Source organism: Pseudactinotalea sp. HY158 (assembly GCF_009660225.1).
GTDB lineage: Bacteria > Actinomycetota > Actinomycetes > Actinomycetales > Beutenbergiaceae > HY158.
Map to the genome: position 1 here is coordinate 3,226,691 of NZ_CP045920.1, position 21,329 is coordinate 3,248,019.

The 21,329-nt window shown below is 71.8% G+C and carries 18 protein-coding genes; 7 read left to right on the forward strand and 11 right to left on the reverse strand.

Going from position 1 to position 21,329, the window contains the following annotated elements; genetic code table 11:
* Positions 1-10 precede the first annotated feature (10 nt).
* Entirely contained in the window at positions 11-2,164 is a 2,154-nt protein-coding gene (locus GCE65_RS16895) for a M3 family metallopeptidase (protein ID WP_228759971.1), read from the forward strand.
* Between the two features lie 34 nt (positions 2,165-2,198).
* Here GCE65_RS16895 and radA read toward each other — a convergent pair whose 3' ends face one another.
* The 3 genes from radA to GCE65_RS14250 all read right to left on the reverse strand — a co-directional run bounded on the left by radA (position 2,199) and on the right by GCE65_RS14250 (position 8,088).
* Positions 2,199-3,620 (reverse strand): DNA repair protein RadA, encoded by a 1,422-nt coding sequence (gene radA, locus GCE65_RS14240; RefSeq protein WP_152909667.1) that lies wholly within the window; start codon positions 3,618-3,620, stop codon positions 2,199-2,201.
* A 107-nt stretch (positions 3,621-3,727) separates the two neighbouring features.
* Positions 3,728-6,985, reverse strand: a complete 3,258-nt coding sequence (locus GCE65_RS16900; protein ID WP_305071542.1) for an HNH endonuclease signature motif containing protein — start codon at positions 6,983-6,985, stop codon at positions 3,728-3,730.
* A gap of 236 nt (positions 6,986-7,221) precedes the next feature.
* Positions 7,222-8,088 (reverse strand): 3-methyladenine DNA glycosylase, encoded by an 867-nt coding sequence (locus tag GCE65_RS14250; protein ID WP_153878833.1) that lies wholly within the window; start codon positions 8,086-8,088, stop codon positions 7,222-7,224.
* A 73-nt stretch (positions 8,089-8,161) separates the two neighbouring features.
* Here GCE65_RS14250 and disA point away from each other — a divergent pair, with 73 nt between their 5' ends.
* Complete coding sequence (gene disA, locus GCE65_RS14255; protein WP_228759972.1) at positions 8,162-9,241, forward strand: DNA integrity scanning diadenylate cyclase DisA; 1,080 nt, start codon at positions 8,162-8,164, stop codon at positions 9,239-9,241.
* 3 nt (positions 9,242-9,244) lie between these two features.
* Here the strand turns inward: disA and GCE65_RS14260 are convergent, their stop codons facing one another.
* Positions 9,245-9,922 (reverse strand): hypothetical protein, encoded by a 678-nt coding sequence (locus GCE65_RS14260; protein ID WP_153878834.1) that lies wholly within the window; start codon positions 9,920-9,922, stop codon positions 9,245-9,247.
* Between the two features lie 52 nt (positions 9,923-9,974).
* Here GCE65_RS14260 and GCE65_RS14265 point away from each other — a divergent pair, with 52 nt between their 5' ends.
* Together GCE65_RS14265 and GCE65_RS14270 are read left to right on the forward strand one after the other, a co-directional pair.
* Positions 9,975-10,994: an A/G-specific adenine glycosylase gene (locus tag GCE65_RS14265; protein ID WP_370460135.1), complete on the forward strand. Its 1,020-nt coding sequence runs from the start codon at positions 9,975-9,977 to the stop codon at positions 10,992-10,994.
* 1 nt (position 10,995) lies between these two features.
* On the forward strand, positions 10,996-11,571 hold the full coding sequence (locus tag GCE65_RS14270) for a hypothetical protein (RefSeq protein ID WP_152909661.1): 576 nt from the start codon (positions 10,996-10,998) through the stop codon (positions 11,569-11,571).
* Here the strand turns inward: GCE65_RS14270 and GCE65_RS14275 are convergent.
* The 3 genes from GCE65_RS14275 to GCE65_RS14285 all read right to left on the reverse strand — a co-directional run bounded on the left by GCE65_RS14275 (position 11,568) and on the right by GCE65_RS14285 (position 13,439).
* On the reverse strand, positions 11,568-11,813 hold the full coding sequence (locus tag GCE65_RS14275) for a hypothetical protein (RefSeq protein ID WP_152909660.1): 246 nt from the start codon (positions 11,811-11,813) through the stop codon (positions 11,568-11,570). The genes GCE65_RS14270 and GCE65_RS14275 overlap by 4 nt on opposite strands.
* Positions 11,814-11,889: 76 nt before the next feature.
* On the reverse strand, positions 11,890-12,408 hold the full coding sequence (locus GCE65_RS14280) for an amino-acid N-acetyltransferase (protein WP_228759973.1): 519 nt from the start codon (positions 12,406-12,408) through the stop codon (positions 11,890-11,892).
* Positions 12,409-12,464: 56 nt separating this feature from the next.
* Complete coding sequence (locus tag GCE65_RS14285; protein WP_152909658.1) at positions 12,465-13,439, reverse strand: sugar-binding transcriptional regulator; 975 nt, start codon at positions 13,437-13,439, stop codon at positions 12,465-12,467.
* A gap of 107 nt (positions 13,440-13,546) precedes the next feature.
* On the opposite strand from GCE65_RS14285, the gene GCE65_RS14290 reads away from it, so the two are divergent.
* The 3 genes from GCE65_RS14290 (at position 13,547) to glpK (ending at position 17,680) form a co-directional block, all read left to right on the forward strand.
* Positions 13,547-15,280 carry a glycerol-3-phosphate dehydrogenase/oxidase gene (locus tag GCE65_RS14290; RefSeq protein WP_228759974.1) on the forward strand — a complete coding sequence of 578 codons (1,734 nt, stop codon included), beginning with the start codon at positions 13,547-13,549 and terminating at the stop codon, positions 15,278-15,280.
* An 87-nt stretch (positions 15,281-15,367) separates the two neighbouring features.
* Positions 15,368-16,117, forward strand: coding sequence for an MIP/aquaporin family protein (locus GCE65_RS14295; protein ID WP_152909656.1), 750 nt, complete (start codon positions 15,368-15,370; stop codon positions 16,115-16,117).
* A 48-nt stretch (positions 16,118-16,165) separates the two neighbouring features.
* A complete protein-coding gene (gene glpK, locus GCE65_RS14300) occupies positions 16,166-17,680 on the forward strand; it encodes a glycerol kinase GlpK (RefSeq protein ID WP_153878836.1) in 1,515 nt (504 codons plus the stop codon).
* Positions 17,681-17,774: 94 nt separating this feature from the next.
* Here glpK and GCE65_RS14305 read toward each other — a convergent pair whose 3' ends face one another.
* From GCE65_RS14305 to GCE65_RS14320, 4 genes are all read right to left on the reverse strand, one after another.
* On the reverse strand, positions 17,775-18,698 hold the full coding sequence (locus GCE65_RS14305; protein WP_228759975.1) for an MIP/aquaporin family protein: 924 nt from the start codon (positions 18,696-18,698) through the stop codon (positions 17,775-17,777).
* A 132-nt stretch (positions 18,699-18,830) separates the two neighbouring features.
* Complete coding sequence (locus tag GCE65_RS14310; RefSeq protein ID WP_153878837.1) at positions 18,831-19,112, reverse strand: hypothetical protein; 282 nt, start codon at positions 19,110-19,112, stop codon at positions 18,831-18,833.
* 5 nt (positions 19,113-19,117) lie between these two features.
* Positions 19,118-19,786, reverse strand: coding sequence for a uridine kinase (locus GCE65_RS14315; RefSeq protein ID WP_153878838.1), 669 nt, complete (start codon positions 19,784-19,786; stop codon positions 19,118-19,120).
* 155 nt (positions 19,787-19,941) lie between these two features.
* Entirely contained in the window at positions 19,942-21,285 is a 1,344-nt protein-coding gene (locus GCE65_RS14320; RefSeq protein WP_153878839.1) for a DEAD/DEAH box helicase, read from the reverse strand.
* Positions 21,286-21,329 lie beyond the last annotated feature (44 nt).

The window sequence follows — 21,329 nt, forward strand, 5'->3', positions numbered from 1 at the left end:
GCTGATCCGGGTGAGCCCGCACCCCTTGGATCTTCCCGCGCCCGCCGAGACCGCCGCGTGGCTGCAACGGCGTACGGACGACGCCCTCACCGGCGCCGCAGCGATCGTCGCCCGGCTCGAGGCCTCGCCTCCCGAAACGGCCGCGGAGCTGCTCGAGGAGTGGAACGAGCTGTCGATCCTGCTCGCGGGCGCCGAGGCGCCCGCATCGACCCTGAGCGAGTTGCATCCGCTCGCCGAGGTACGCGCGGCGGGTGAGGGTGCGGTGCAGCGGGTCGACCGGTTCACCACGGCCCTCATGCTCGACGCGGAGCTGTACGCGATCGTCGACCACCTCGCCGACGGCGCAGACGGGGCTGACAGGGCTGACAGAGCCGACAGTGCCGACGGGTCCGGCAGTGCCGACGGGGCCGGCAGTGCCAACGGGGCCGGCAGGGCTGACGGGGCCGGTCGCACCGACGACGAGAGCGGAGCCGGCGGGGGCACAGGCTCCGGGCTGGACCCGGTTGCCCGCCGGCTGCTCGAGCGGGTGCGCCGGGACTTCCGCCGGGGCGGCGTGGGGCTCGCCGGCCCGGAGCGGACCCGGATCGCGGCGATCTCGGAGCATCTCGTGTCGGCCGGGCAGGAGTTCGCCCGCAACATCCGGGAGGACACCCGATCGATCCGTGTCCATCCCGACCGGTTGGCGGGGCTGCCGCCGGACTGGATCGCCGACCACCCGGCGGAGGCCGACGGTCTCGTGAGCGTCACGACCGACTATCCGGACTCGGTGCCGTTCTTCATGTTCGCCCAGGATGCCGAGGCCCGCCGCGACCTGCGGCTCGCCTACCTCAACCGGGCGTGGCCGGTGAACGAGGAGGTGCTCGGGCGTATCCTCGCGCTGCGCCGGGAGCAGGCGCACTTGCTCGGCTACGCCTCGTGGGCCGACTACGACGCCGAGGTGAAGATGATCGGCTCGGGGCCCGCGATCGCGGACTTCATCGGGGCGATCGCCGCGGCCGCCCTGGAACCCGGGCGCCGTGACCGCGACGTCGTGCTCGAACGACTGCGCCGTGACGACCCGGCGGCCACCGGCGTGGGCATCGCCGACGCCGCGTTCTACACCGAGCTCGTGCGCCGCGAACGCTTCGGCGTCGACGCCCAGGAGGTGCGCGCCTACTTCGACTTCGAGCGGGTGCGCGCCGGGCTGCTCGAGGTGACCGGGCGGCTGTTCGGGGTGGAGTATCGGCCGGTGCCGGACGCCCCGATCTGGCATGAGGACGTGACCTGTTACGACGTGTACGAGCGGGACGGGGCAGCGGGTGCGGATGGGCGAGCGGGCGCCGTCGGCGATCCGCGGCTGCTCGGGAGGATCTATCTCGACCTGCACCCGCGCGAGGGCAAGTTCAGTCACGCGGCCCAGTTCGAGCTCGTGTCCGGGGTGGCGGGGCGGCAGCTGCCGGAGGGCGTGCTCGGCTGCAACTTCGGGCGCGGGCTCCTCGATCACGACGACGTGGTCACGCTGTTCCACGAATTCGGTCACCTGCTCCATCACGTGTTCGCCGGTCACGGCCGATGGGTCGAGTTCTCCGGGGTCGCCACGGAGTGGGACTTCGTCGAGGCGCCGAGTCAGCTGCTCGAGGAGTGGGCGTGGGACGCGCGCGTGCTGGCAACGTTCGCTCGGAACGCCGCGGGCGAGACGATCCCGGCCGAGCTGGTCGCGCGGATGCGGGCTGCGGACGACTTCGGCCAGGGCCTCGACGCCCGCACGCAGATGTTCTACGCGGCCCTGTCCTATTCGCTCCACACGGAGCAGGTCGCCGACCTCACGGCCCACACCGCCCGCCTGCAGGGCGAGTACTCGCTGTTCGAGTACCTGCCGGGAACGCACCAGGCGGCCTCGTTCGGGCACCTCGACGACTACTCCTCCGGCTACTACACCTACATGTGGTCGCTCGTGATCGCGAAGGACCTGTTCAGTGCCTTCGCGGGCGAGGACGGCGAGAACGGCCGGGGCGGCGCGGGGCACGGCGGTACGGGCGGGGCGGACCTGTTCGATCCGGCCACCGCCCGCCGCTACCGGGAGACGGTGCTCGCCCCGGGCGGGTCGAAGGACGCGGCCGACCTGGTGGCCGACTTCCTCGGCCGGCCCTATTCCTTCGCCCCGTTCGAGCGCTGGCTGGCCTGATCGGGCGCCTGTCCGAGCGGCTCGGCCAGGGCTCCTAGACCCGCCGCGGCCCGCGGTAGCCGGCGGAGAGCCCGGTGTACTTGAGCGCGTCGTCCAGGTGGGCGATCTCCTTGACACGGATCCCGGCGAGTTGGGCGCCGCCCAGGTCGCTTCCGACCGGTACGAGCGCGCGGGTGAACCCGAGGCGGCGGGCCTCCGCGATCCGCCGGCCCGTGCCGAGCACCGGCCGGAGCTCACCGGTGAGGCTCACCTCGCCGAGGGCGACGAGCCCTTCGGGCAGCGGTTCGTTGTCCTGCGAGCTGGCGACGGCGAGCGCGACCGCGAGGTCGGCGCCGGGTTCGTGGGCGCGGGCGCCGCCGACGCAGGAGACGTAGACGTCCAGACCGGCGACGGGTTTCATCGATCGGGTGGCGAGCACCGCGAGGGTCATGGCGACCCGGGAACCGTCGACCCCGTGCGTGGCGCGCCGCGGCTGCGGGGTGCTGCTGTGGGAGAGCAGCGCCTGGATCTCGATGGGTAGGGGACGGCGGCCGTCGAGGGTGACGGTGACGCAGCTGCCGGTGACGCCCGAGCGCCGCCCCGAGATGAACAGTCCCGACGGGTCGGCCAGGCCGTGGATGCCCGATTCGTTCATGACGAAGCAGCCCACCTCGTCGGTGGCGCCGTAGCGGTTCTTCACCGCCCGGAGCATCCGCAGCTGGGCGTGCTTGTCGCCCTCGAACTGGCAGACGACGTCGACCAGGTGTTCGAGCACGCGCGGCCCCGCGATCGAGCCGTCCTTGGTCACGTGGCCCACGAGGATGACGGGCATATTCGTGCGCTTCGCGACGCCGATGAGGGAGGCGGCCACCTCCCGGACCTGGGCGACGCCGCCCGCGCTGCCGTCGACCTGGGCGGAGGCGAGGGTCTGCACCGAGTCGACGACGAGCAACTCGGGCTGGGTGGCCTCGATCTGCCCGAGCACCTTGCCCAGGTCCGTCTCGGCCGCGAGGAGGAGCCGCTCGTGTACGGCGTCGATCCGGTCGGCCCGCAGGCGTACCTGCGCGGCGGACTCCTCAGCCGTGACATAGAGGACCCTGCGGCCCGTGCCCGCGCAGCGGGCGGCGACGTCGAGCAGCAGCGTCGACTTGCCCACCCCGGGCTCGCCCGCGAGCAACATGACGGCGCCGGGCACGATCCCGCCGCCGAGTACCCGGTCGACCTCGCTCACGCCGGTGCTGCGGAAGCGGGCGAGGTTCGCGTCGACCTCGCCGATCGGCAGCGCGGCCGCCGCGAGGGTCGGGACCACACTCGCCGTACGGGCGCTCGAGGGTCCGTCCGTCTCGGCCACCGTGCCCCAGGCCTGACATTCACCGCACCGCCCGACCCATTTGCTCGTCGTCCACCCGCATTCGCTGCACTGGAACTGGGGCCTGGTCGCCGATGCGGTGGCCGACTTGGTGGACTTGGAACTCATGGCCGCAGGCTATCCGGCGCGGCCGACATCCTCGGTGGAACGCCGAGGATCCACAGCGACAGACGTGAGGAAGGCGCTCGCCCGCACGGGCACCCGACCGTCTCGCGTCAGAAGGGTGGTTCGTCGGGTCGGCAGTCGTCGGCGGCGGCGTCTTCTGCCCGGCGTCTGGCGGCGCGGGCCTGGTCGGCTCTCTTGATGATGTCGTGGTTGCAAGCCTCGAGGATGTCCCGGTTCTCGAGGGTGGCCTCGGACCAGTGGGCCCGGTTCGCCCGTTCCCGCTGCGGGGACATCGACCCGTTCGCGGACCGTTCGCTCGCGCCGGTCGAGCCGGTTGGGCCGGTTGGGCCGGTTGGGCCGGTTGGGCCGGTTGGGCCGGTCGCACAGGTCGCGCCGCCCACGCCACCCACGCTTGTCGCGCCGGTCGCGCCGGTCGCACCGGTCGCACCGGTCGCGTCGGTCGGGCCGGTCGGACCGTTCGAGCCGCCCACGCCGGTCGGACCGGTCGAGCCGTTCGAGCCGCCCACGCCGGTAGGACCGTTCGAGCGGGTCGGGCCGCCCACGCCGTTTGGGTCGTTCGAGTCACGGTGGTCGCTCGTCTTGCTCGTCTGACCCGGCTCGTCTGCTTCGTGGGTGCCGGTGTTCTGGGTGTCGTAGGTGCCCCACGGGGTGCGTAGGAGCCGTAGGCCGTGGGGGCCGGTCCACAGGTAGGTGCCGGTATCGAATTTGACGTAGGTCCAGGCCGCGTGTCGGCCGCGGGACGCGGCGTCGGCGCGGGCGTGGGTCTTGAGCCGGTGATGCGCGCGGCACAGCGGGGCGAGGTTGCACGGGCAGGTCGCCCCGCCGGTGGCGACCTCGGCGCCGGCGTTCGGGCCGGTGCGGGGCCGGATGGTGTGCCAGGCCTGGATATGGTCCAGGTCGCAGGCGCGGGCGGTGCGGGTACACCAGGGGAAGGCGCATCGATCCTCGGCCAGGACGAGTTGTTCACGCAGCCGCTCAGACGGGGTGTAGCAGTCCGTGGCGAGCGGCTCGTCCAGGTCCAGGACCGGCCGCACGATGATCTCCGGCGCGAAACACGCCAACCCGCAACCAGCCGCACCCGTAGCACCCGTAGCACCGACAGCACCCGTAGCACCGGCAGCACCGGAGCCGGGGCGGTCGACCGATGCCCCGGGCCGGACGGTCTCGCCGGCCCCGGCGGCGACTACGGTGGATCCGGGAGCGGTGGACACACCTGTGCTGTCGGTCCCGCTGGTCCCGTCGGTTCCGGGCCGTACGGTCTCGCCGGCCTCGGCGGCGACTACGGTGGTTCCGGGAGCAGTGGACACACCTGTGCTGTCGGTCCCGTCGGTTCCGGGCAGGGCTGTCCCCTCAATGCCGCCAGCTCGGCTGCTGCCAGATCGGTGCCTGCGCCGGTCGAGGATCGGGCCCGCGGGCGGGCCGTCGGGCGGGCCTGTGGGCGGGCCGGTGGGCCGGGTGAGGCAGTCCCCGGTGCAGGGGCGTCCGTGCGGGGTGAGCGCGGATGGGCGGTAGAAGATCGGGGCGAGTTCAGCGGCGCTGATGAACGTGCCGGCCGGGATGCCGCGGGCCTCGATACGCACCGGCGTCCGCCGCAACCGGCCGGGATCGATCCCCAACGACGACCCAGTCGACGGCCCAGTCGGCGGCCCAGTCGGCGGCCCAGTCGGCCCAGTGGGCGGCCCGGTCGGTGGCCCGGATGCGCGCGTGGCGGGCCTGCCGGCGGCGTCATCGCCGTGATCCGCGCCAGCGCTACCGGCGCCGGGTGTCGGCGGTGGTGGTGGGCCGGTGTTCGGGATGCCGAAGGGGAACAGGTCACGGGCCTGGACGTGCAGGTACATCAAGATCTTGCCACGCGGCACACCCGCCCCACCCGTAGTCACCGGGGCGCCCGTGGTCACCGGGACGCCCATCGTCACCGGGACGCCCGTGGTCACCGGGCCTTCCGGACCGGCCGGCCCGGCCTCGAGCGTGGCGCTCAGAGCACCCGATGCGGCCGATGTGCCGGCCGGGGCGTCGTCGTGGCGGTTGCCGGTGCAGTTCGGATCCCCACACCAACTCGGCCCTGCCGGCCCATCGTTCGGCCCATCGGGCGGTCTGTCGGGCAGCTGGGCACCGGGCGGCCCACCGTTCGACCCACCGTTCGACCCACTGTTCGGCTCGCTGGTGGGGGTCTCGGGTGGGGTGAGGGGGTGTTGGCCGTCGTAGCGGAGCCGGGCGAGGTCGCCCATCGCGTAGGAGCGCAGCTCGCCCGCGGTCAGCTTCCAGCCCTGGGCGGTGAGGGTGGCGGCGAGGTGGTCGATGACGTCTTCGAGGATGCGGCCCTCCACGACGGGCAGGACGGCCTGCACGCTGGTGTCCCCGGTCCCGTTGCGTGCGTGCGTGAACACGACGTCTCGTGCCGGGGGCGCGGCGAAGCGTTCCTCGAGGTCTTCGTACTCCTCGGGCATGTGCTCGATCAGGGCCCGCTTGATCAGGCCATCGAGCTGGGCCTGCCCGAAGTTCAAGGGCACGAGGTCGAGCTGGGCATCGACGTAGTCACATGCCTCTTCCGAGAGGAACAGGGTCGCCCGGGCGAGGGTACGGGCCCGCCACACCCGCGTCCGCCCGGCCATGGTCCGGGCGAACAGGCGCGGTAGCCGCACCCGCAACTGCTCGGCCTCCAGCAGCAGCCGCTCGGCCGCGCCCAGACCCATCCCGGCCGCGGTCGCGAACGTCGAGATCGAGAACTCCTCCACCGTCCACAACCCCCGCACCCCCGTGCCCGGATCGACCCCGTGCTCACCACCCGAGGCCACGAACCCCGAGACCCCGGCCCCGGAGCCGGATCCGGTCGTGGCGGATTCAGAGGTGGTGAAGCCGGAGGCCGCGGAGCTGGAGGTGGCCGGCTCGCCGGCCGCGGGAGAGGAGGAAGCACCTGCAAGCGTGCCACTGGCCGAGGGCGCGGGATCGGCACACGCGGCGGTGGCGTCACCGCCGGTGGCGGACTCGCTGGAGGAGGGCGACGTGGTGGCGGTCGCCGGGGCATCCATCGAATCAGAGCCCATGGCACCCGCGCCGGCCACGGCCCCGGTGCCGGATCCGGTTGTGGCCGGGGTGACCACGTGGCCCTCCTGCTCCCAGATCGCGTTGCGGGCACGGGCGCGTTCGGCCACGAGCCGCGGCGCACCGGCCAGGTCCTCATCGCCGTCATAGTCATCGGCGATCACGAACGGATGCCACTGCACCCACGTCGCCGCCAACGCGAGCTGCTCCACCTTGACCCGATCCACGGTATCGCGGCCCTGACGCAGCCGAGCGACCAGGCCGGCATCATCGCCCACCTCGCCCACCAGCTGCTGAAGTTCCATACCAATCATGGTCTCAGCGACCACCGACATTCCCCCGGCCCCAACCGCACAGGCACACAGCCGGGCCAGCGAGGCACCGGTCCACCGGGCCACTTGTGAAACACATCGGAGAGATGTCGGGCCGGCCAGCCGCGGTGTCGAGCGGACTTGGACCCGTGAGCATCCGAAGGCCCTCTGACGAGAGCGGGGTCGAGGAGGCGGAGAGGAACGATCGCAACCAGATCGCGGGAACCGGCTCAGAGCCCCGCGTGGTCGAGTTCGGCGAGCAGCCGGGCACGCAGCCCCGCCCCCTCGGCCGCGAACTCGCGCTGGGCGGCGACGTATACGGCCTTGCCGGTAGGGGTCTCGATCGCGACGGGCTCGTAGCCGAGGTCGCGCAGGTCGTAGGGCGAGGCGCGCATGTCGAGCACGCGGATCCGGCGCGCGAGGTCGAAGCAGTCGGCCACGAGCTCGCTCGGCACCACGGGCACGAGCTTGAACGCCCACCGATACAGATCCATGCCGGCGTGCAGGCAGCCCGGCTGCTCGAGCGCCGGCTGCCGCTCCCGGGTGGGCGTGACCGTGTTGCGCGGCGCGGCGGGCTCGGTGAAGAACCGGTAGGCGTCGTAGTGGGTGCACCGGATCGTGTGCGACTCGACCACGTCCTCGGTGCCCCCGACCCCGAGCCGCAGCGGCCACGGGTGCCGAACCGCCTCCGGCCGCTCCCCCGCCCGGTAGACCATCGCCCATTCGTGCAGGCCGAAGCAGGCGAGCTGGGCCGACCGGGAGGCGGTGCGGGCGAGGACGAGCCGGGCCCGGGCGATCACCCCCTCCCGCTCGGCGGCGAAGGAGGCGACGTCAACGCCCAGGTGAGCGTCGTCGTCCATACGATAGAACCGGCGGCCGGCCCGCTCCTCGGCGCCGGCCAGCACGAACCGCGCGCCGGGATGCCACCGGCGCAGGTGCCCGAGCGGGTTGCGGTAGTAGTGGAAGAGGAAGTCCTCGACCGGATGCGGCTCGCCTCGCCCCGCGCGCTCCCGATGGCCGCGGGTGAGGTCGTCGATGCGCGCCTCATGCGCCCGTTCGCGGGCTGGCCACTGCTCCCGGTCGAGGATCGTGCTCATGGCGGCACGGTAACAGCGTCGCCGGAACGTATGATGTGGGCGGGTCTGGTGGCCGAGGAGAAGAGGACTGGCAGTGTCGGAGTCTGCGCTGGCGCCCCTGCTGCGGGAGACGCTCGCCTCGGTCGCGCCCGGGACCGAGCTGCGCGACGGCCTCGAGCGGATCCTGCGCGGCCGCACCGGCGCCCTCGTCGTGCTCGGCTTCAACGACGTGGTCGAGGCGATGTCGACCGGTGGCTTCCACCTCGACGTCGGGTTCTCCTCCACGCGGCTGCGGGAGCTCGCGAAGATGGACGGCGCGATCGTGCTCGACCCCGGCCGGAACCGGATCCTGCGCGCGGCCGTGCAGCTGCTGCCCGACTCCGCCATCGAGACGAGCGAGTCCGGCACCCGGCACCGCACCGCGGAGCGCGCGGCGAAGCAGACCGGGCTGCCGGTCATCTCGGTCTCCGCCTCGATGCGGATCGTGGCCCTGTACGTGGGGCATCAGCGGTACGTACTCGAGGACTCCGACACGATCCTTGGGCGGGCGAATCAGGCGCTCGCCACCCTCGAGCGGTACAAGATCCGCCTCGACGAGGTCTCCGGGGCGCTGTCGGCCCTCGAGATCGAGGATCTCGTCACGGTCCGGGACGTCGCCGCGGTGGCCCAACGGCTCGAGATGGTGCGGCGGATCTCGGTGGAGATCGGCGACTACGTGGTGGAACTCGGCACGAACGGGCGGCTGCTCGCGCTGCAGTTCGACGAGATGATCACCGGGATCGGCCCGGGCCTGGAGCTCGTGGTGCGCGACTACGTCGACTCCCGCTCGGCGCGGTCGGAGTCCGGAGTGCTCGCCGACCTGGCCGCGCTCGACTCGGCCCAGCTCATCGACCTGACCCAGATCGCCCGCGTGCTCGGGCTCGGCGGCCGCCAGGGCGAGGCGCTCGACTCCGCGATCGCCCCCCGCGGTTACCGCATGCTCATGGGGATCCCGCGGCTACCCACCTCCGTGGTCACGGCGGTGGTCGCCCACTTCGGCACCCTGCAGAAGATGCTCGCCGCCTCGATCGACGACCTCGAAACGGTCGACGGCATCGGCGCCCAGCGCGCCCGGGCCGTGCGCGAGGGTCTCAGCCGCCAGGCCGAGTCGAGCCTGCTCGAACGGTTCGTCTGAGGCTCATTCGAGGCCGAACACCCGGGTCTGGGTGATCGGCGCGGCCGGGCCGGCGTCCTCGCCCCGGGAGACCGGGTGGAGCGTCACCCGCGCCCGGTAGGTTCCCGCATCGGCGAAGTTCTGATCCTTCGCGCAGTCGGGCGCGCTGCGCCGGCCCTGCCAGGGGATGGTCGTGGTCTGGCTGTAGCCGAGGTCGAACAGGTACTCCTGATGCTCGGGCCGCTCGCCGTGACAGTCGGCCGTCGTCCAGACTCGATCGCCCCCGGAGAACAGGGCGAGTTCGAGGCCCGCGTAGCCGAGGTCGACGAGGCAGGGCACCTGCCCGGAATTGGTCACGGTGATCGGGAAGTCGGAGCCCGCCCCGTGCCGGAGCGTGTCACCGGTCAGGTCGATGCTCACCTCGAGCGCCCCGGCCGCGCAGGCCACCGGATTGGCGAGCTCCTCCTCGGTCGGACCGGTCGGGGTGGCCGGCGTGCTTCCCCCGGCGTCCGCGGAGCCGGCCCGGTCCCCGCCGACGATCCCCCACAGCGCGCGGCCCCCGATCACGAGGCCCGCGACGAGCACGAGCGCGAGGAGGCCGACGGTCAGCCGGCGGCGTCGGAACGTCGCGGCATCGGGCCGCCCGGAGGGCGCCCCGCCCCGCGCGGACGTCGGAGGCGTACGGCGGCCGGATCCACTCACGCACCGAACCTAGCCCACCCACCCGCGCCCGCCGATGAGCGACACTGGGCACGTGTCCGAGCCCACCGCCCCGCTCCGTCCACCCCATCCAGCCCGGCCGCCCCGGCCGCCCCATCGAACCGATCGAACCGATCGAGCCGGAGTCGCCGCACCCGACCCCGCGACTCCCGCCGCGTCGTCCGCACTCGTGCGGGCGCTGACCGACTGGTTCGACGCGCACGCCCGGCCGCTGCCGTGGCGTTCGGCGGCCGGGGTGCGGGCGGCCGGCGGCCCGCGCGCCGACCACGCCTGGGGCGTGTTCCTCAGCGAGGTGATGAGCCAGCAGACCCCGATCTCCCGGGTCGAGCCGATCTGGCGGGAGTGGATCCGCGCGTGGCCCACGCCGGCCGATCTCGCCGCGGCCACCCCCGCCGAGGTGCTGCGGTCCTGGCGTCACCTGGGCTACCCGCGCCGCGCGCTGCGGCTGCTCGAGGCCGCGGCGGCGATCACGCGCGACCACGGCGGGCGGGTGCCGGCGGCGGAGGCGGATCTGCTCGACCTGCCCGGCGTCGGCGCGTACACGGCCGCGGCCGTGAGCGCGTTCGCGTTTGGACGGCGCAGCGTCGTGTTGGACACGAACGTGCGGCGGGTGCTCGGCCGGGTCACCGGCGGGCTCGCCCTCCCGCGTCCGCACCTGCGCCGCGACGAGCAGCGCGGCGCCGCCGCGCTCGTTCCGGCGGACCCGGCCGCGGCGGCGACGTGGAACGCGGCCGTCATGGAGTTCGGCGCCCTCGTGTGCACGGCCGCCGCCCCGGACTGCTCCGCGTGCCCGCTCACGTCGTGCGCATGGCGGGAGGCGGGCTATCCCGCGGATGTGTTCCGGCGGCGCCGGCAGAGCTGGGCCGGCAGCGACCGGCAGGCGCGTGGCCGGATCATGGCGCAGCTGCGGGAGTCTCCCGAGCGCACGGCCGCCGAGCTCGCGGCGGGCGTGCCGGCGGCGGCTCCCGCGGGACAGCACGAGCGCGCACTCGCCTCCCTCCTCGCCGACGGGCTCGTGGCGCAGGTCGCGGGCGGGTACCGGTTACCCTCCTAGGGTGATCCCCACCCCCGACCGCCCCGCCGGGCCCGAGCGCCCCGAGGTTCCCGGGCTCGACGAGATCCCCGCCGACGTCGTGCTCGCCCGCGGCGCCCGCGCGCTCCTACAGGCCCTACTCCTGTCGATCGGCATGGTCGTGCTGCTCGCGCTGGTGACCCTCGCGGCGATCGCGCTGGCCGGGCCGCAGCGCACCGGCCCGATGATCACCGCCGGTCAGATCGTCACGGCCTGGGCCGCGGCGCTCGCCCTCGTCGGCGCGATCGTGTGCGGCCGGGGGCACCTGGAGGTGCTGCGCGATTCGCCCGATCCCCGCGGCGTCGCCGCCGTGCTCGCCGCGACGCAGCGACGACTCGCCTGGCTGCCGCGGCTCGTCGTGGCCGGCTGCATCGTGGCCGTCACGATCTGGGTGCTCATCGATTCCGCCGGGTTCGTGGGAGCGCTCGTCGCGAGCGCGGTCGCCGTCCAGGTTCCGGTCGTGCTCGGCTTCGTGCGGCGTGACCTGCTTGCGCCGGCGCGGCTCGCGGGGCCGCCTCAACTGCCGCTGCGCGAGCGGATCCGGCGCGCCGGCCGCTAGTTGCCGCCCTTCTTCAGCCGCGACTCCTGAGCGCGCTCGTGGCGCAACTGGTCGAGTTCGAACTGACGGCCCAGCCCCTCGGTCACCTCGCCGCTCGCATCGGGATGCTCGTCGAGTTCGGCGCGCTCGGCGCGCTCGTGCTTGAGCTGATCGAGTTCGAACTGGCGGCCCAGCCCCTCGGTCACGTCACCGCTGTCCGACTCGGCCGGTTCCTCGCTGTATCGCGATCCTGCGTGCCTCATGACGACTCCTCGCTCCTCATCTCATGATTGACCCGCGCGGACGCGGGCGTCAATGGGCGCCGGGCGCGCGGGCCACTCAGAGCGAGCGAATCATCCGGGTGTTGCCGAGGGTGTTGGGCTTGACCCGGGCGAGGTCGAGGAACTCGGCCACCCCGTCGTCGCGGGAGAGCAGCAGTTCGGCATAGGTGCGCGGATCCACCACCTCCCCCGCGGCGACCTCGAAACCGTGCCGACCGAAGAAGTCGACCTCGAACGTGAGGCAGAACAGCCGGTCCAGGTCGAGCTCGCGCGCCCTGTCCATGAGCCGCACGAGCAGCCTGTGGCCCACGCCCGTCCCCCGCATCCGTTCGTGCACGGCGAGGGTGCGCACCTCGGCGAGGTCGCGCCACATGACGTGCAGGGCGCCGCAGCCGACGATCTCGCCGGCGAGTTCGGCCACGTGGAACTCCTGCACCGCCTCGTAGTAGTCCACGAGGTCCTTGCCGAGCAGGATCCGGCGCGCGGCGTACGGGGTCACGAGGCCGGCGATCGCCGGCACGTCCGCCGGCATGGCGGGACGGATCGCGACGTCGGCGGCTCGGCGGGTCTGCTCCACCGAACCATCATGCCCCCGCGGCGGAGTGGGCGCAGTCATTCGTGGGGGCGATCACCTCACCGCCCGCCGGGGCGTCCGGGCTCTGCCAGGTAGTCGAGGAGGGCCTGAGCGGTGGTCTGGTCGATGACGAGGTCGGTGGCCACCCGGGCGTTGAGCGCGCCGACGAGGGCGCGCACCTTGGTCTCTCCGACGACGACGCAGACCCGCCGCCGGATCCGGCGCAGCTCCTGGGGCGTGGGGCCGGAGGCACGGGCGTTGAGCGCGATGTCCCGATAGCTGCCGTCCTCCCGCAGGAGCACCGTGCACACGTCGCCGACCACCCGCTCACGCTCGAGCTGGTCGAGATCCGTCCGGTCCAGGTATCCGGCGGTATAGACGTGGGAGGGTACCGCCGCCTCCGGGGAGCCGACTCCGAAGAGGGCGAGGTCGACCCGCTCGTGCACCTGCAGGATCTTTCGCACGCTGCGCTCGCGCCACATGAGCTGCTTGGTCTGCTCGAAGTCGAAGAACGCCGGCACCGGGAAGTAGTACGTCGTGGCGTCGAACGCGCTCGCGAGGGCGCCGATGAGATCCGTGGCGTAGGTGACCCCGGAGGTCGAGGTGTTCGCGGCGCCGTTGAGCTGCACCACCGCGGTGTCGCGGGTCGAGCGCGGGGTCAGGTGCCGGGCGACCGCGCTGATGGTCGTGCCCCAGGCGACCCCCATGAGCATCCCGTCCGTGAACCACTGCTGCAGCAGGTGGGCGGCGACGACGGCGACCTGGTCGAGCCGCTGCAGCTCGCCCGCGCGACGCCGGACGGGCACGACGTGGACCCGCACCCCGTAGGTGGCGGCGATGCGGTGCCCGAGGCTCTGGACCTCCTGGGCGGGCGCGGTGACGCTCACCTCGACGATGCCCGCCGCGCGCGCCGCGGTGAGCAGCCGCGACACCGTGGAACGCGAGATCCCGAGCGTGGCCCCGATGACCTCCATCTTCTGGTTCTGCAGGTAGTACATCGTGGCGGCGCGATAGGCCTGATCCAGGTCACGCATGCGCTCTCCTCGTCGATCATCATGCACGTCTGTGCATGATGCTTGCGCATCTTCTCCCCGGCGACAAGAATCGTTCATATCGTGACCTTCGACACAGGAGAGGCATCGTGGCCAGCACCCCACTCACAGCACGAACCCGCACGGACGCCCTGGCGTCCATGAGCGACGAACACGGCCTGGACGTCCTGGTCATCGGCGGTGGCGTCACCGGCGCGGGAATCGCCCTCGACGCCGCGAGCAGGGGGCTTCGCACCGGCATCGTCGAAGCCCAGGACTGGGCCTCCGGCACGTCGTCCCGCTCGTCCAAGCTCGTCCACGGCGGCCTGCGATATCTGGAGATGCTCGACTTCTCGCTCGTGCACGAGGCGCTGACCGAACGGGACCTGCTGCTGACGACGGTCGCACCCCACCTCGTTCACCGGGTGCCGTTCCTCTACCCCATCCGGCGGCGCGTCTGGGAACGCGCCTACATCGGCACCGGGGTCGTTCTCTACGACATCCTCGCCTCCCTCTCGAAGAGGCGACGCGCCCTCCCCTATCACCGGCACGTCTCGAAGACGCGGATGCTCGAGGAGTTCCCCGCTCTCCGCGAGGACGCCGCGGTCGGCGCGGTTCAGTACTGGGACGCCCAGGTCGACGACGCCCGCCTCGTCTTCACGCTCGTGCGCACCGCCGCCGAGCACGGCGCACTCGCCGCCTCCCGCACTCAGGTGACGGCGCTGCTCAAGTCCGCGGGCGACGTCGTCACGGGGGCGCGGGTGCGTGACCTCGAGACCGGCGCGACCCACGACATCCAGGCGCGCACGGTCATCAATGCCACCGGCGTGTGGACCGAGGAGACCGAGGGGCTGAGCGGAGCCGAGGGCGGCCTGCAGGTCCTCGCGTCCAAGGGCATTCACCTCGTCATCCCCAAGGAGCGCATCCAGGGCACGAAGGGGCTGATCCTGCACACCGAGAAGTCCGTGCTGTTCGTCATCCCGTGGCCGGACTACTGGATCATCGGCACGACCGACACCCCGTATACGCAGGACCCGCGCAACCCGGTGGCCACGAAGGTCGATATCGACTACCTGCTCGATCACGTGAACGCCGTGCTGGATCGCCCCCTCACCCATGAGGACATCGCCGGCGTCTACGCCGGGCTCCGGCCGCTGCTCCAGCCGGTGGCCAAGGCCGACGGCTCCTCCACGAAGGTCTCCCGCGAACACACGGTCGCCTCACCCGCGCCCGGGCTCGTGGCGATCGCCGGCGGCAAGCTCACGACCTACCGCGTCATGGCCAAGGACGCCGTGGACTTCGCCCTCGGCGCCGCGGCGGCGACGAACCCGTCGATCACCGATCGGGTTCCGCTCAGTGGCGCGGACCGCCTGCCCTCCATCCGGCGCACGGCCCGCGGATACGCCCGCACCTATGGCTGGACCAAGCACATGGTCGACCACCTGCTCCGCCGATACGGCTCCAATCTCACCGAGATCGTCGAGCTCGTCGAGGCCCGGCCCGACCTCGCCACCCCGCTCACGCACGCGCCGAGCTACCTGCGCGCGGAGATCGCCTATGCGGCCCGGGCCGAGATGGTGCTGCACCTGGAGGACGTGCTGCTGCACCGGACCAGGCTCGACTACGAGGTCGCCGACGGCGGCGTGGGCGCCATCGACGAGATCCTCGACCTCATCTCGCCCATCCTCGGATGGGACGAACAGCGCCGGGCACGGGAGCGAGACGCCTTCCTCGCCCGGCGGGAGTCCGAGGCGGCGGCGGCCGCGACGTCCTCGGACGCCGAGGGCTCCGCAGCACGGGGGACGGCCGGTGACCCGAGTCCGATGGTGCCCCTGGACGGCTGACGCCTCGATGGGGCCGGCGACGACGCCCGCCCCGATGCCTTGCAATGAAGCAGTTCATCAACCTTCCCGAGAACGAAAGAGTTCAGAATGTTCACAGATATCTTCGTCCCCGAGTTGATCGGCACGATGATCCTCATTCTCCTGGGGTGCGGCGTGGTCGCGAACTACGTCCTGGTGGGATCGAAGGGAACGGCCCTCGGCGGCGGCTTCCTCGCGATCAACCTCGGATGGGGATTCGGCGTGACCTTCGGCATCTACGCCGCGACCAACTCCGGCGCGCACCTCAACCCGGCAGTGACGCTCGGGTTCCTGGTCGCCGACGACAGCCTCGGCATGGCCGAGGGGATGACCTTCGCGAAGGTGCTCGTCTACTTCGCTGGCCAGTTCGCCGGGGCGATGATCGGCGCCTTCATCGTGTGGCTCACGTACAAGATGCACTTCGACGAGGAGGAGAACAAGCTCCTCAAGCTCGCCCCGTTCTCGACCATCGCCGAGCGTGAGCACCTCGGCTGGAACCTCATCCCCGAGATCGTCGGCACGTTCGTGCTCGTGTTCAGCATCATCTCCCTCAAGACCCAGCCGGCGGGTGCGCTGGCACCGCTCATCGTCGGCTTCATCGTGCTGGCCATCGGCCTGAGCCTCGGGGGTCCCACCGGATACGCCATCAACCCGGCCCGTGACCTCGGCCCGCGGGTCATCCACGCGCTCGTGCCCATCAAGAACAAGGGCACCTCCAACTTCCGGTACGGCCTCACCGTGCCGATCATCGGCCCGGTCATCGGGGGGATCCTCGGCGGGGTTCTCGCCGCGCCACTCATCCCGATGCTCCCGCTGTAGATACACCGGGGCCCCTCGGCCCCATCCGACGAAGTGAAAGGTTTTCCCGTGGCGGACTACGTCCTAGCAATCGACCAGGGCACGACCTCCTCTCGTGCCATCATCTTCAATCACTCCGGCCAGATCGTCGAGACCGGCCAGATCGAACACGAACAGATCCTTCCCAAGGCCGGCTGGGTCGAACACGACCCGATGGAGATCTGGCGGAATGTCCGTGAGGTCACCGGCCTGGCACTGACCCGCGCCAACCTCACCGCCCGCGACCTCGCGGCGGTCGGGATCACGAACCAGCGGGAGACGGCGGTGGTCTGGGACAGGACCACCGGCGAGCCCGTGTACAACGCCATCGTCTGGCAGGACACCCGCACCCAGAAGATCGTCGAGGAGCTCGGCGGCGACGCGGGTGCCGAGAAGTACAAAGCCACGGTCGGGCTGCCGCTGGCCACGTACTTCTCCGGCCCGAAGGTCAAGTGGATCCTCGACAACGTCGAGGGCGCCCGCGCCAAGGCGGAGGCCGGCGACCTCCTGTTCGGCAACACCGACACGTGGACCCTGTGGAACATGACGGGCGGGGTCGACGGCGGCGTCCACGTGACCGACGTGACGAACGCCTCCCGGACCATGCTCATGGATCTGGACACCCTGGCATGGGACTCCTCGATCGCGGCGGACATGGGCATCCCGATGTCCATGCTTCCCGAGATCCGCTCCTCCTCGGAGGTCTACGGCGAGGGCCGCCAGGGCGGCATGGTCCCGGGGGTCCCCATCGCCGGCATTCTCGGCGACCAGCAGGCCGCGACCTTCGGGCAGGCGTGCTTCGAGATCGGGATGGCGAAGAACACCTACGGCACCGGCAACTTCATGCTCATCAACACCGGTACCGAGAAGATCCCGAGCGAGAACGGCCTGCTCACCACGGTCTGCTACAAGATCGGCGATCAGAAGCCCGTCTACGCGCTCGAGGGATCGATCGCCGTGACCGGCTCGCTCGTGCAGTGGCTGCGTGACAACCTGGGCCTCATCACGGACGCACCGCAGGTGGAGGATCTGGCCACGACGGTCGAGGACAACGGCGGGGCCTACTTCGTGCCCGCATTCTCCGGCTTGTTCGCGCCGTACTGGCGCGCGGACGCCCGCGGCGCGCTCGTGGGCCTGACGAGGTACGTGAACAAGGGCCACATCGCCCGGGCCGTGCTCGAGGCGACCGCCTTCCAGACCCGAGAGGTGCTCGATGCGATGAACGCCGATTCCGGCGTCGAGCTGAGCAGCCTCAAGGTGGACGGCGGGATGATCGCCAACGAGACCCTCATGCAGTTCCAGGCCGACATCCTCGGCGTTCCCGTGGTGCGGCCCGAGGTGGCCGAGACGACGGCGCTCGGCGCAGCGTACGCGGCCGGGATCGCCGTCGGCTTCTGGAACGGCGAGCAGGACGTCATCGACAACTGGGCCGAGGGTAAGCGCTGGGAGCCGCGGATGGAGGAGGCCGAGCGCGAGCGCCTCTACCGCAACTGGAAGAAGGCCGTGACGAAGACCTTCGACTGGGTCGACGACGACGTGAGCTGACCCTCCCGCCCCGACGAGCCCACCCGAACGACCGGAGGCCCGGATGCGCCGACCAGAAGCGCATCCGGGCCTCCAACGTCGTGACGAGCGCTCCTCACTCGTCGTCGTCGACGACCGGGCGTTCGGCGACCCGGCCGACGGGCGGGCGCTCCTTCGCCCGGCCCATGGCGTGCAGCACGTCGCCGATGAACAGGTCGTAGACGAGGATGCCGACGATGCCGCCGATGAGCGGCCCCACGATCGGGATCCAGAAGTAGGTGTCGAACCAGGGTCCGTTCCCGGGGAACGCCAACTCGCCCCAGCCGCCGAGCCACGCGATGATCCGGGGTCCGAGGTCGCGGGCCGGGTTGATCGCGTACCCGGCGTTCGAGCCGATCGAGATGCCGATCGCGGCCACCGAGAACCCGATGATGAGCGGCCCGAGATTGGCCTTGACGGCCTTGTTGCGGATGTCGATCACCGCGGCGATCGCAAGCATGAGCATCGCGGTACCGACGATCTGGTCGACGAGCGGGCCCCAGATGCCACCGTGGAAATACGGCGCCGGGAACGTGGAGAAGATCGAGAGCGTCGGGATCGTATGCCCCGTCGCGTTGAAGGTCTCCGACTGCTGGTCGAACGTGTTCATCGCGTTGGTGTAGAGGCCGAGCACGATCGCCGCACCGCCGATCGCGCCGAGGGTCTGCGCGATCCAATACGGGATCACGTGCTTCCAGGGGAACCTGCGGCGGATCGCGAACGCGAGGGTGACCGCAGGGTTGATGTGGGCGCCGCTGACGCCCTGACAGACATAGACGCCGAATGCCACCGCGAACGCCCAGCCCCAGACGATGATCAACCAGTCGCCGGAGCCCTGGAAGAAGATCGTCGGCCCGGCCGTGCGGCCCGTACCGGGCAGGCCGACGACGGCCACCGCCACGGAACCACAACCCAGCAGTACCAGGACTGCTGTTCCTAGGAACTCCGCGAGGCACTTGCCCCAGATCCCTTGATAGAGCCGCGTCCGGCGGTCCGTCACAAGGAGCGGAGATATCGTTTCTTCAGCCACTGCCATGCACCTCCTCGATGAGAGTGGTGCTTCAGGTTTACCCCCGCGGCGCGGCGATTGCACTAGGGAGAGACGAACGGATATTCCGGGTGACCGGACCGCTCACCGCGACCTGCGTCGTCCGTGCGCGATGAGCACGACGGCGCCGATGAGACAGGCGACCGCGCCGCCGCCGAAGAGCAGGTACTCCCCCGCGGTCATCGTGATCGGGTACGCGGTTCCCGCCGAGGCACGGGCGAACGACCAGAGCCGGTAGCCGACGAGTCCGAGCACGATTCCCACCACGAGCAACGTGACGGCCGCGGCATCGCCGCGCCGCGACCTGCGAGGGCGCCCGGGCGACGGGTGCCGCTGGGGGTGCTGGGGCCGCTGGGGACTGGACACGGGAGCTATCCTGCCATCCCGCCGCGGGGCCCGCCGCGGGGAGGGCGGGCGCCGAGATCGGCGATCACGCGTTCGGCGGCGCGCGGCGACACGGCCCGACATCCGAGCCCCACCCAGCGGGCGATGAGCGCGGGTTCGGCACGCCACAGCGCCAGGCCGCGGCGCACGAGGGTGAGCGGCGGCTTGCGCGACTCCGCGACATCGCGCAGCAACCGGAACCAGAACGTGGCCACGCGCGGGCGGGCGAGGCAGATCGCGTCCGCGAGCAGTTGCTCCTCCGCGAGGCGGGAGACCAGTTCCGCGGCGAAGATCCCCTCCGCCACGATGATGCGTTCCCCGTCGAGCACGAGCCGGCGCGCCCCGGTGCGCCGGGAGGTGGGGATGTCGTAGACGGGCAGTTCGACCTCGCCCGTGCGGCAGAGGGTCGCGAGCGCCTCGGCGGCACCGCCGGCGTCCCACGAGGCCGGGTCGTCCCAGTCGACGATCCCGAATCGGTGCGGCAGGCCCGGGTGGTCCACGTCGAGGTAGAAGTCGTCGAGCGCCACGGTCGGCAGGCCGAGGCGCCGCACGAGCGAGCTCTTGCCGGAGCCGGACGGGCCGGTGAGCAGCACGATCCGCCTCAGCGGGTGACGACTCCCCTCGGGGAGGGGGAAGAGTGCGGGCCCGCTCGGCATGGGCGCCATTATGTCCCACCGACGGCGGCAGCCGGCGCGCGGGCCGGAGCAGAAAGTTATGGCCCGCGACCAGGACGGGCGCGGACCATAACTTTAGCCGGAGTTAATTATGGTCGCGCCCTCCTGGAGGGGCGAGTCACAACCTTCTGGTCGGCTCAGCGACTGCGGCTCGGCTGTCCCGACCGGCGGCGCGACTGGTGTCCGCCGCGGGCCGGACGACTGCCGGACTGCCCCTCGCGCTGCTGGCGCGGGGCGCCCTGCTGCCGCGGCTGCGAGCGGCGGGTCTGCTGGGGCCGCTGCTGCTGCTGGGCGACCGGCGCGGGCTTGACCTTGGGGGCGACCGGGCCGACGATCGCGCCGACCTGCTCGTCCGTCGGGCGGATCACCTGCGCCTTGATCTTCGCGGCCCGGGTGAGCGCCGCGACGTCCCGGCGCTGATCGGGCGTGAGGATCGTGACGACGACGCCCCCGGCACCCGCGCGCGCCGTGCGTCCGGACCGGTGCAGGTATGCCTTGTGCTCGGCCGGCGGGTCGACGTGCACGACGAGGGAGACGTCGTCGACGTGGATGCCCCGGGCGGCGATGTCGGTCGCGACGAGCACCCGCGCCTCCCCCGCGCTGAACGCGGCCAGGTTCCGCTGGCGGGCGTTCTGGGAGAGGTTGCCGTGGAGGTCGACGGCGGGGATGCCGTCGGCGGTGAGCTGGCGGGCCAGCTTCTTGGCCTGGTGCTTCGTGCGGGTGAACAGCAGCGACCGGCCCAGGCCGGAGGCGAGGGTGCGGACGAGGTCGCGCTTCGCGCCGACGTCGGGCACCTCGAACAGGTGGTGGGTCATCGCCGACACGGGCGACTCGGCGCTGTCGACCGCGTGGGTGATCGGGTCGTCGAGATAGCGCTTGACGAGCACGTCGACGCCCCGGTCGAGGGTGGCGGAGAACAGCATGCGCTGGCCGCCGCGGGGGATGCGATCCATGAGCCGGCGCACGACGGGCAGGAACCCGAGGTCGGCCATGTGGTCGGCCTCGTCGAGGATGGCGATCTCCACCGCCCCGAGGTCGATCTCGCGCTGGCCGAGGAGATCCTCGAGCCGCCCGGGGCAGGCCACGACGATGTCGATTCCGCCGCGCAGCGCCTTGACCTGCGACACCTGGCTCACGCCCCCGAAGATCACGGTGTGGCTCAGACCGGCGGCCTTCGCCAGCGGCTCGATGGTCGCGGCGATCTGGGTCGCCAGCTCCCGGGTGGGGGCGAGCACGAGGCCGCGGGGTCGGGCCGCGCGGGCACGGCCGCCTTCGGTGAGCCGGGCCACGAGCGGCAGCGAGAACGCGAGGGTCTTGCCCGAGCCGGTGCGGCCGCGGCCGAGCACGTCCCGCCCGTCGAGCGTGTCGGGCAGGGTGGCGGTCTGGATCGGGAACGGGGAGGTGATACCCGAAGCGGTGAGGGACTTGACGAGCCCTGCGGGCACGCCGAGCTGGGAAAAGTCAGGGGTGTGCGTGGTCATGCACCGGCCTCTCGAGGACGAAGGTCAGCGCTATGACGTTCACT

Coding starts and splice junctions, on each gene's coding strand:
- radA (WP_152909667.1), bottom strand. CDS start 3,620: ATGAGTTCCAAGTCCACCAAGTCGGCCACCGCATCGGCGACCAGGCCC.
- GCE65_RS16900 (WP_305071542.1), bottom strand. CDS start 6,985: ATGGAACTTCAGCAGCTGGTGGGCGAGGTGGGCGATGATGCCGGCCTG.
- GCE65_RS14250 (WP_153878833.1), bottom strand. CDS start 8,088: ATGAGCACGATCCTCGACCGGGAGCAGTGGCCAGCCCGCGAACGGGCG.
- GCE65_RS14275 (WP_152909660.1), bottom strand. CDS start 11,813: ATGAGGCACGCAGGATCGCGATACAGCGAGGAACCGGCCGAGTCGGAC.
- GCE65_RS14285 (WP_152909658.1), bottom strand. CDS start 13,439: ATGCGTGACCTGGATCAGGCCTATCGCGCCGCCACGATGTACTACCTG.
- GCE65_RS14295 (WP_152909656.1), top strand. CDS start 15,368: ATGTTCACAGATATCTTCGTCCCCGAGTTGATCGGCACGATGATCCTC.
- GCE65_RS14315 (WP_153878838.1), bottom strand. CDS start 19,786: ATGCCGAGCGGGCCCGCACTCTTCCCCCTCCCCGAGGGGAGTCGTCAC.
- GCE65_RS14320 (WP_153878839.1), bottom strand. CDS start 21,285: ATGACCACGCACACCCCTGACTTTTCCCAGCTCGGCGTGCCCGCAGGG.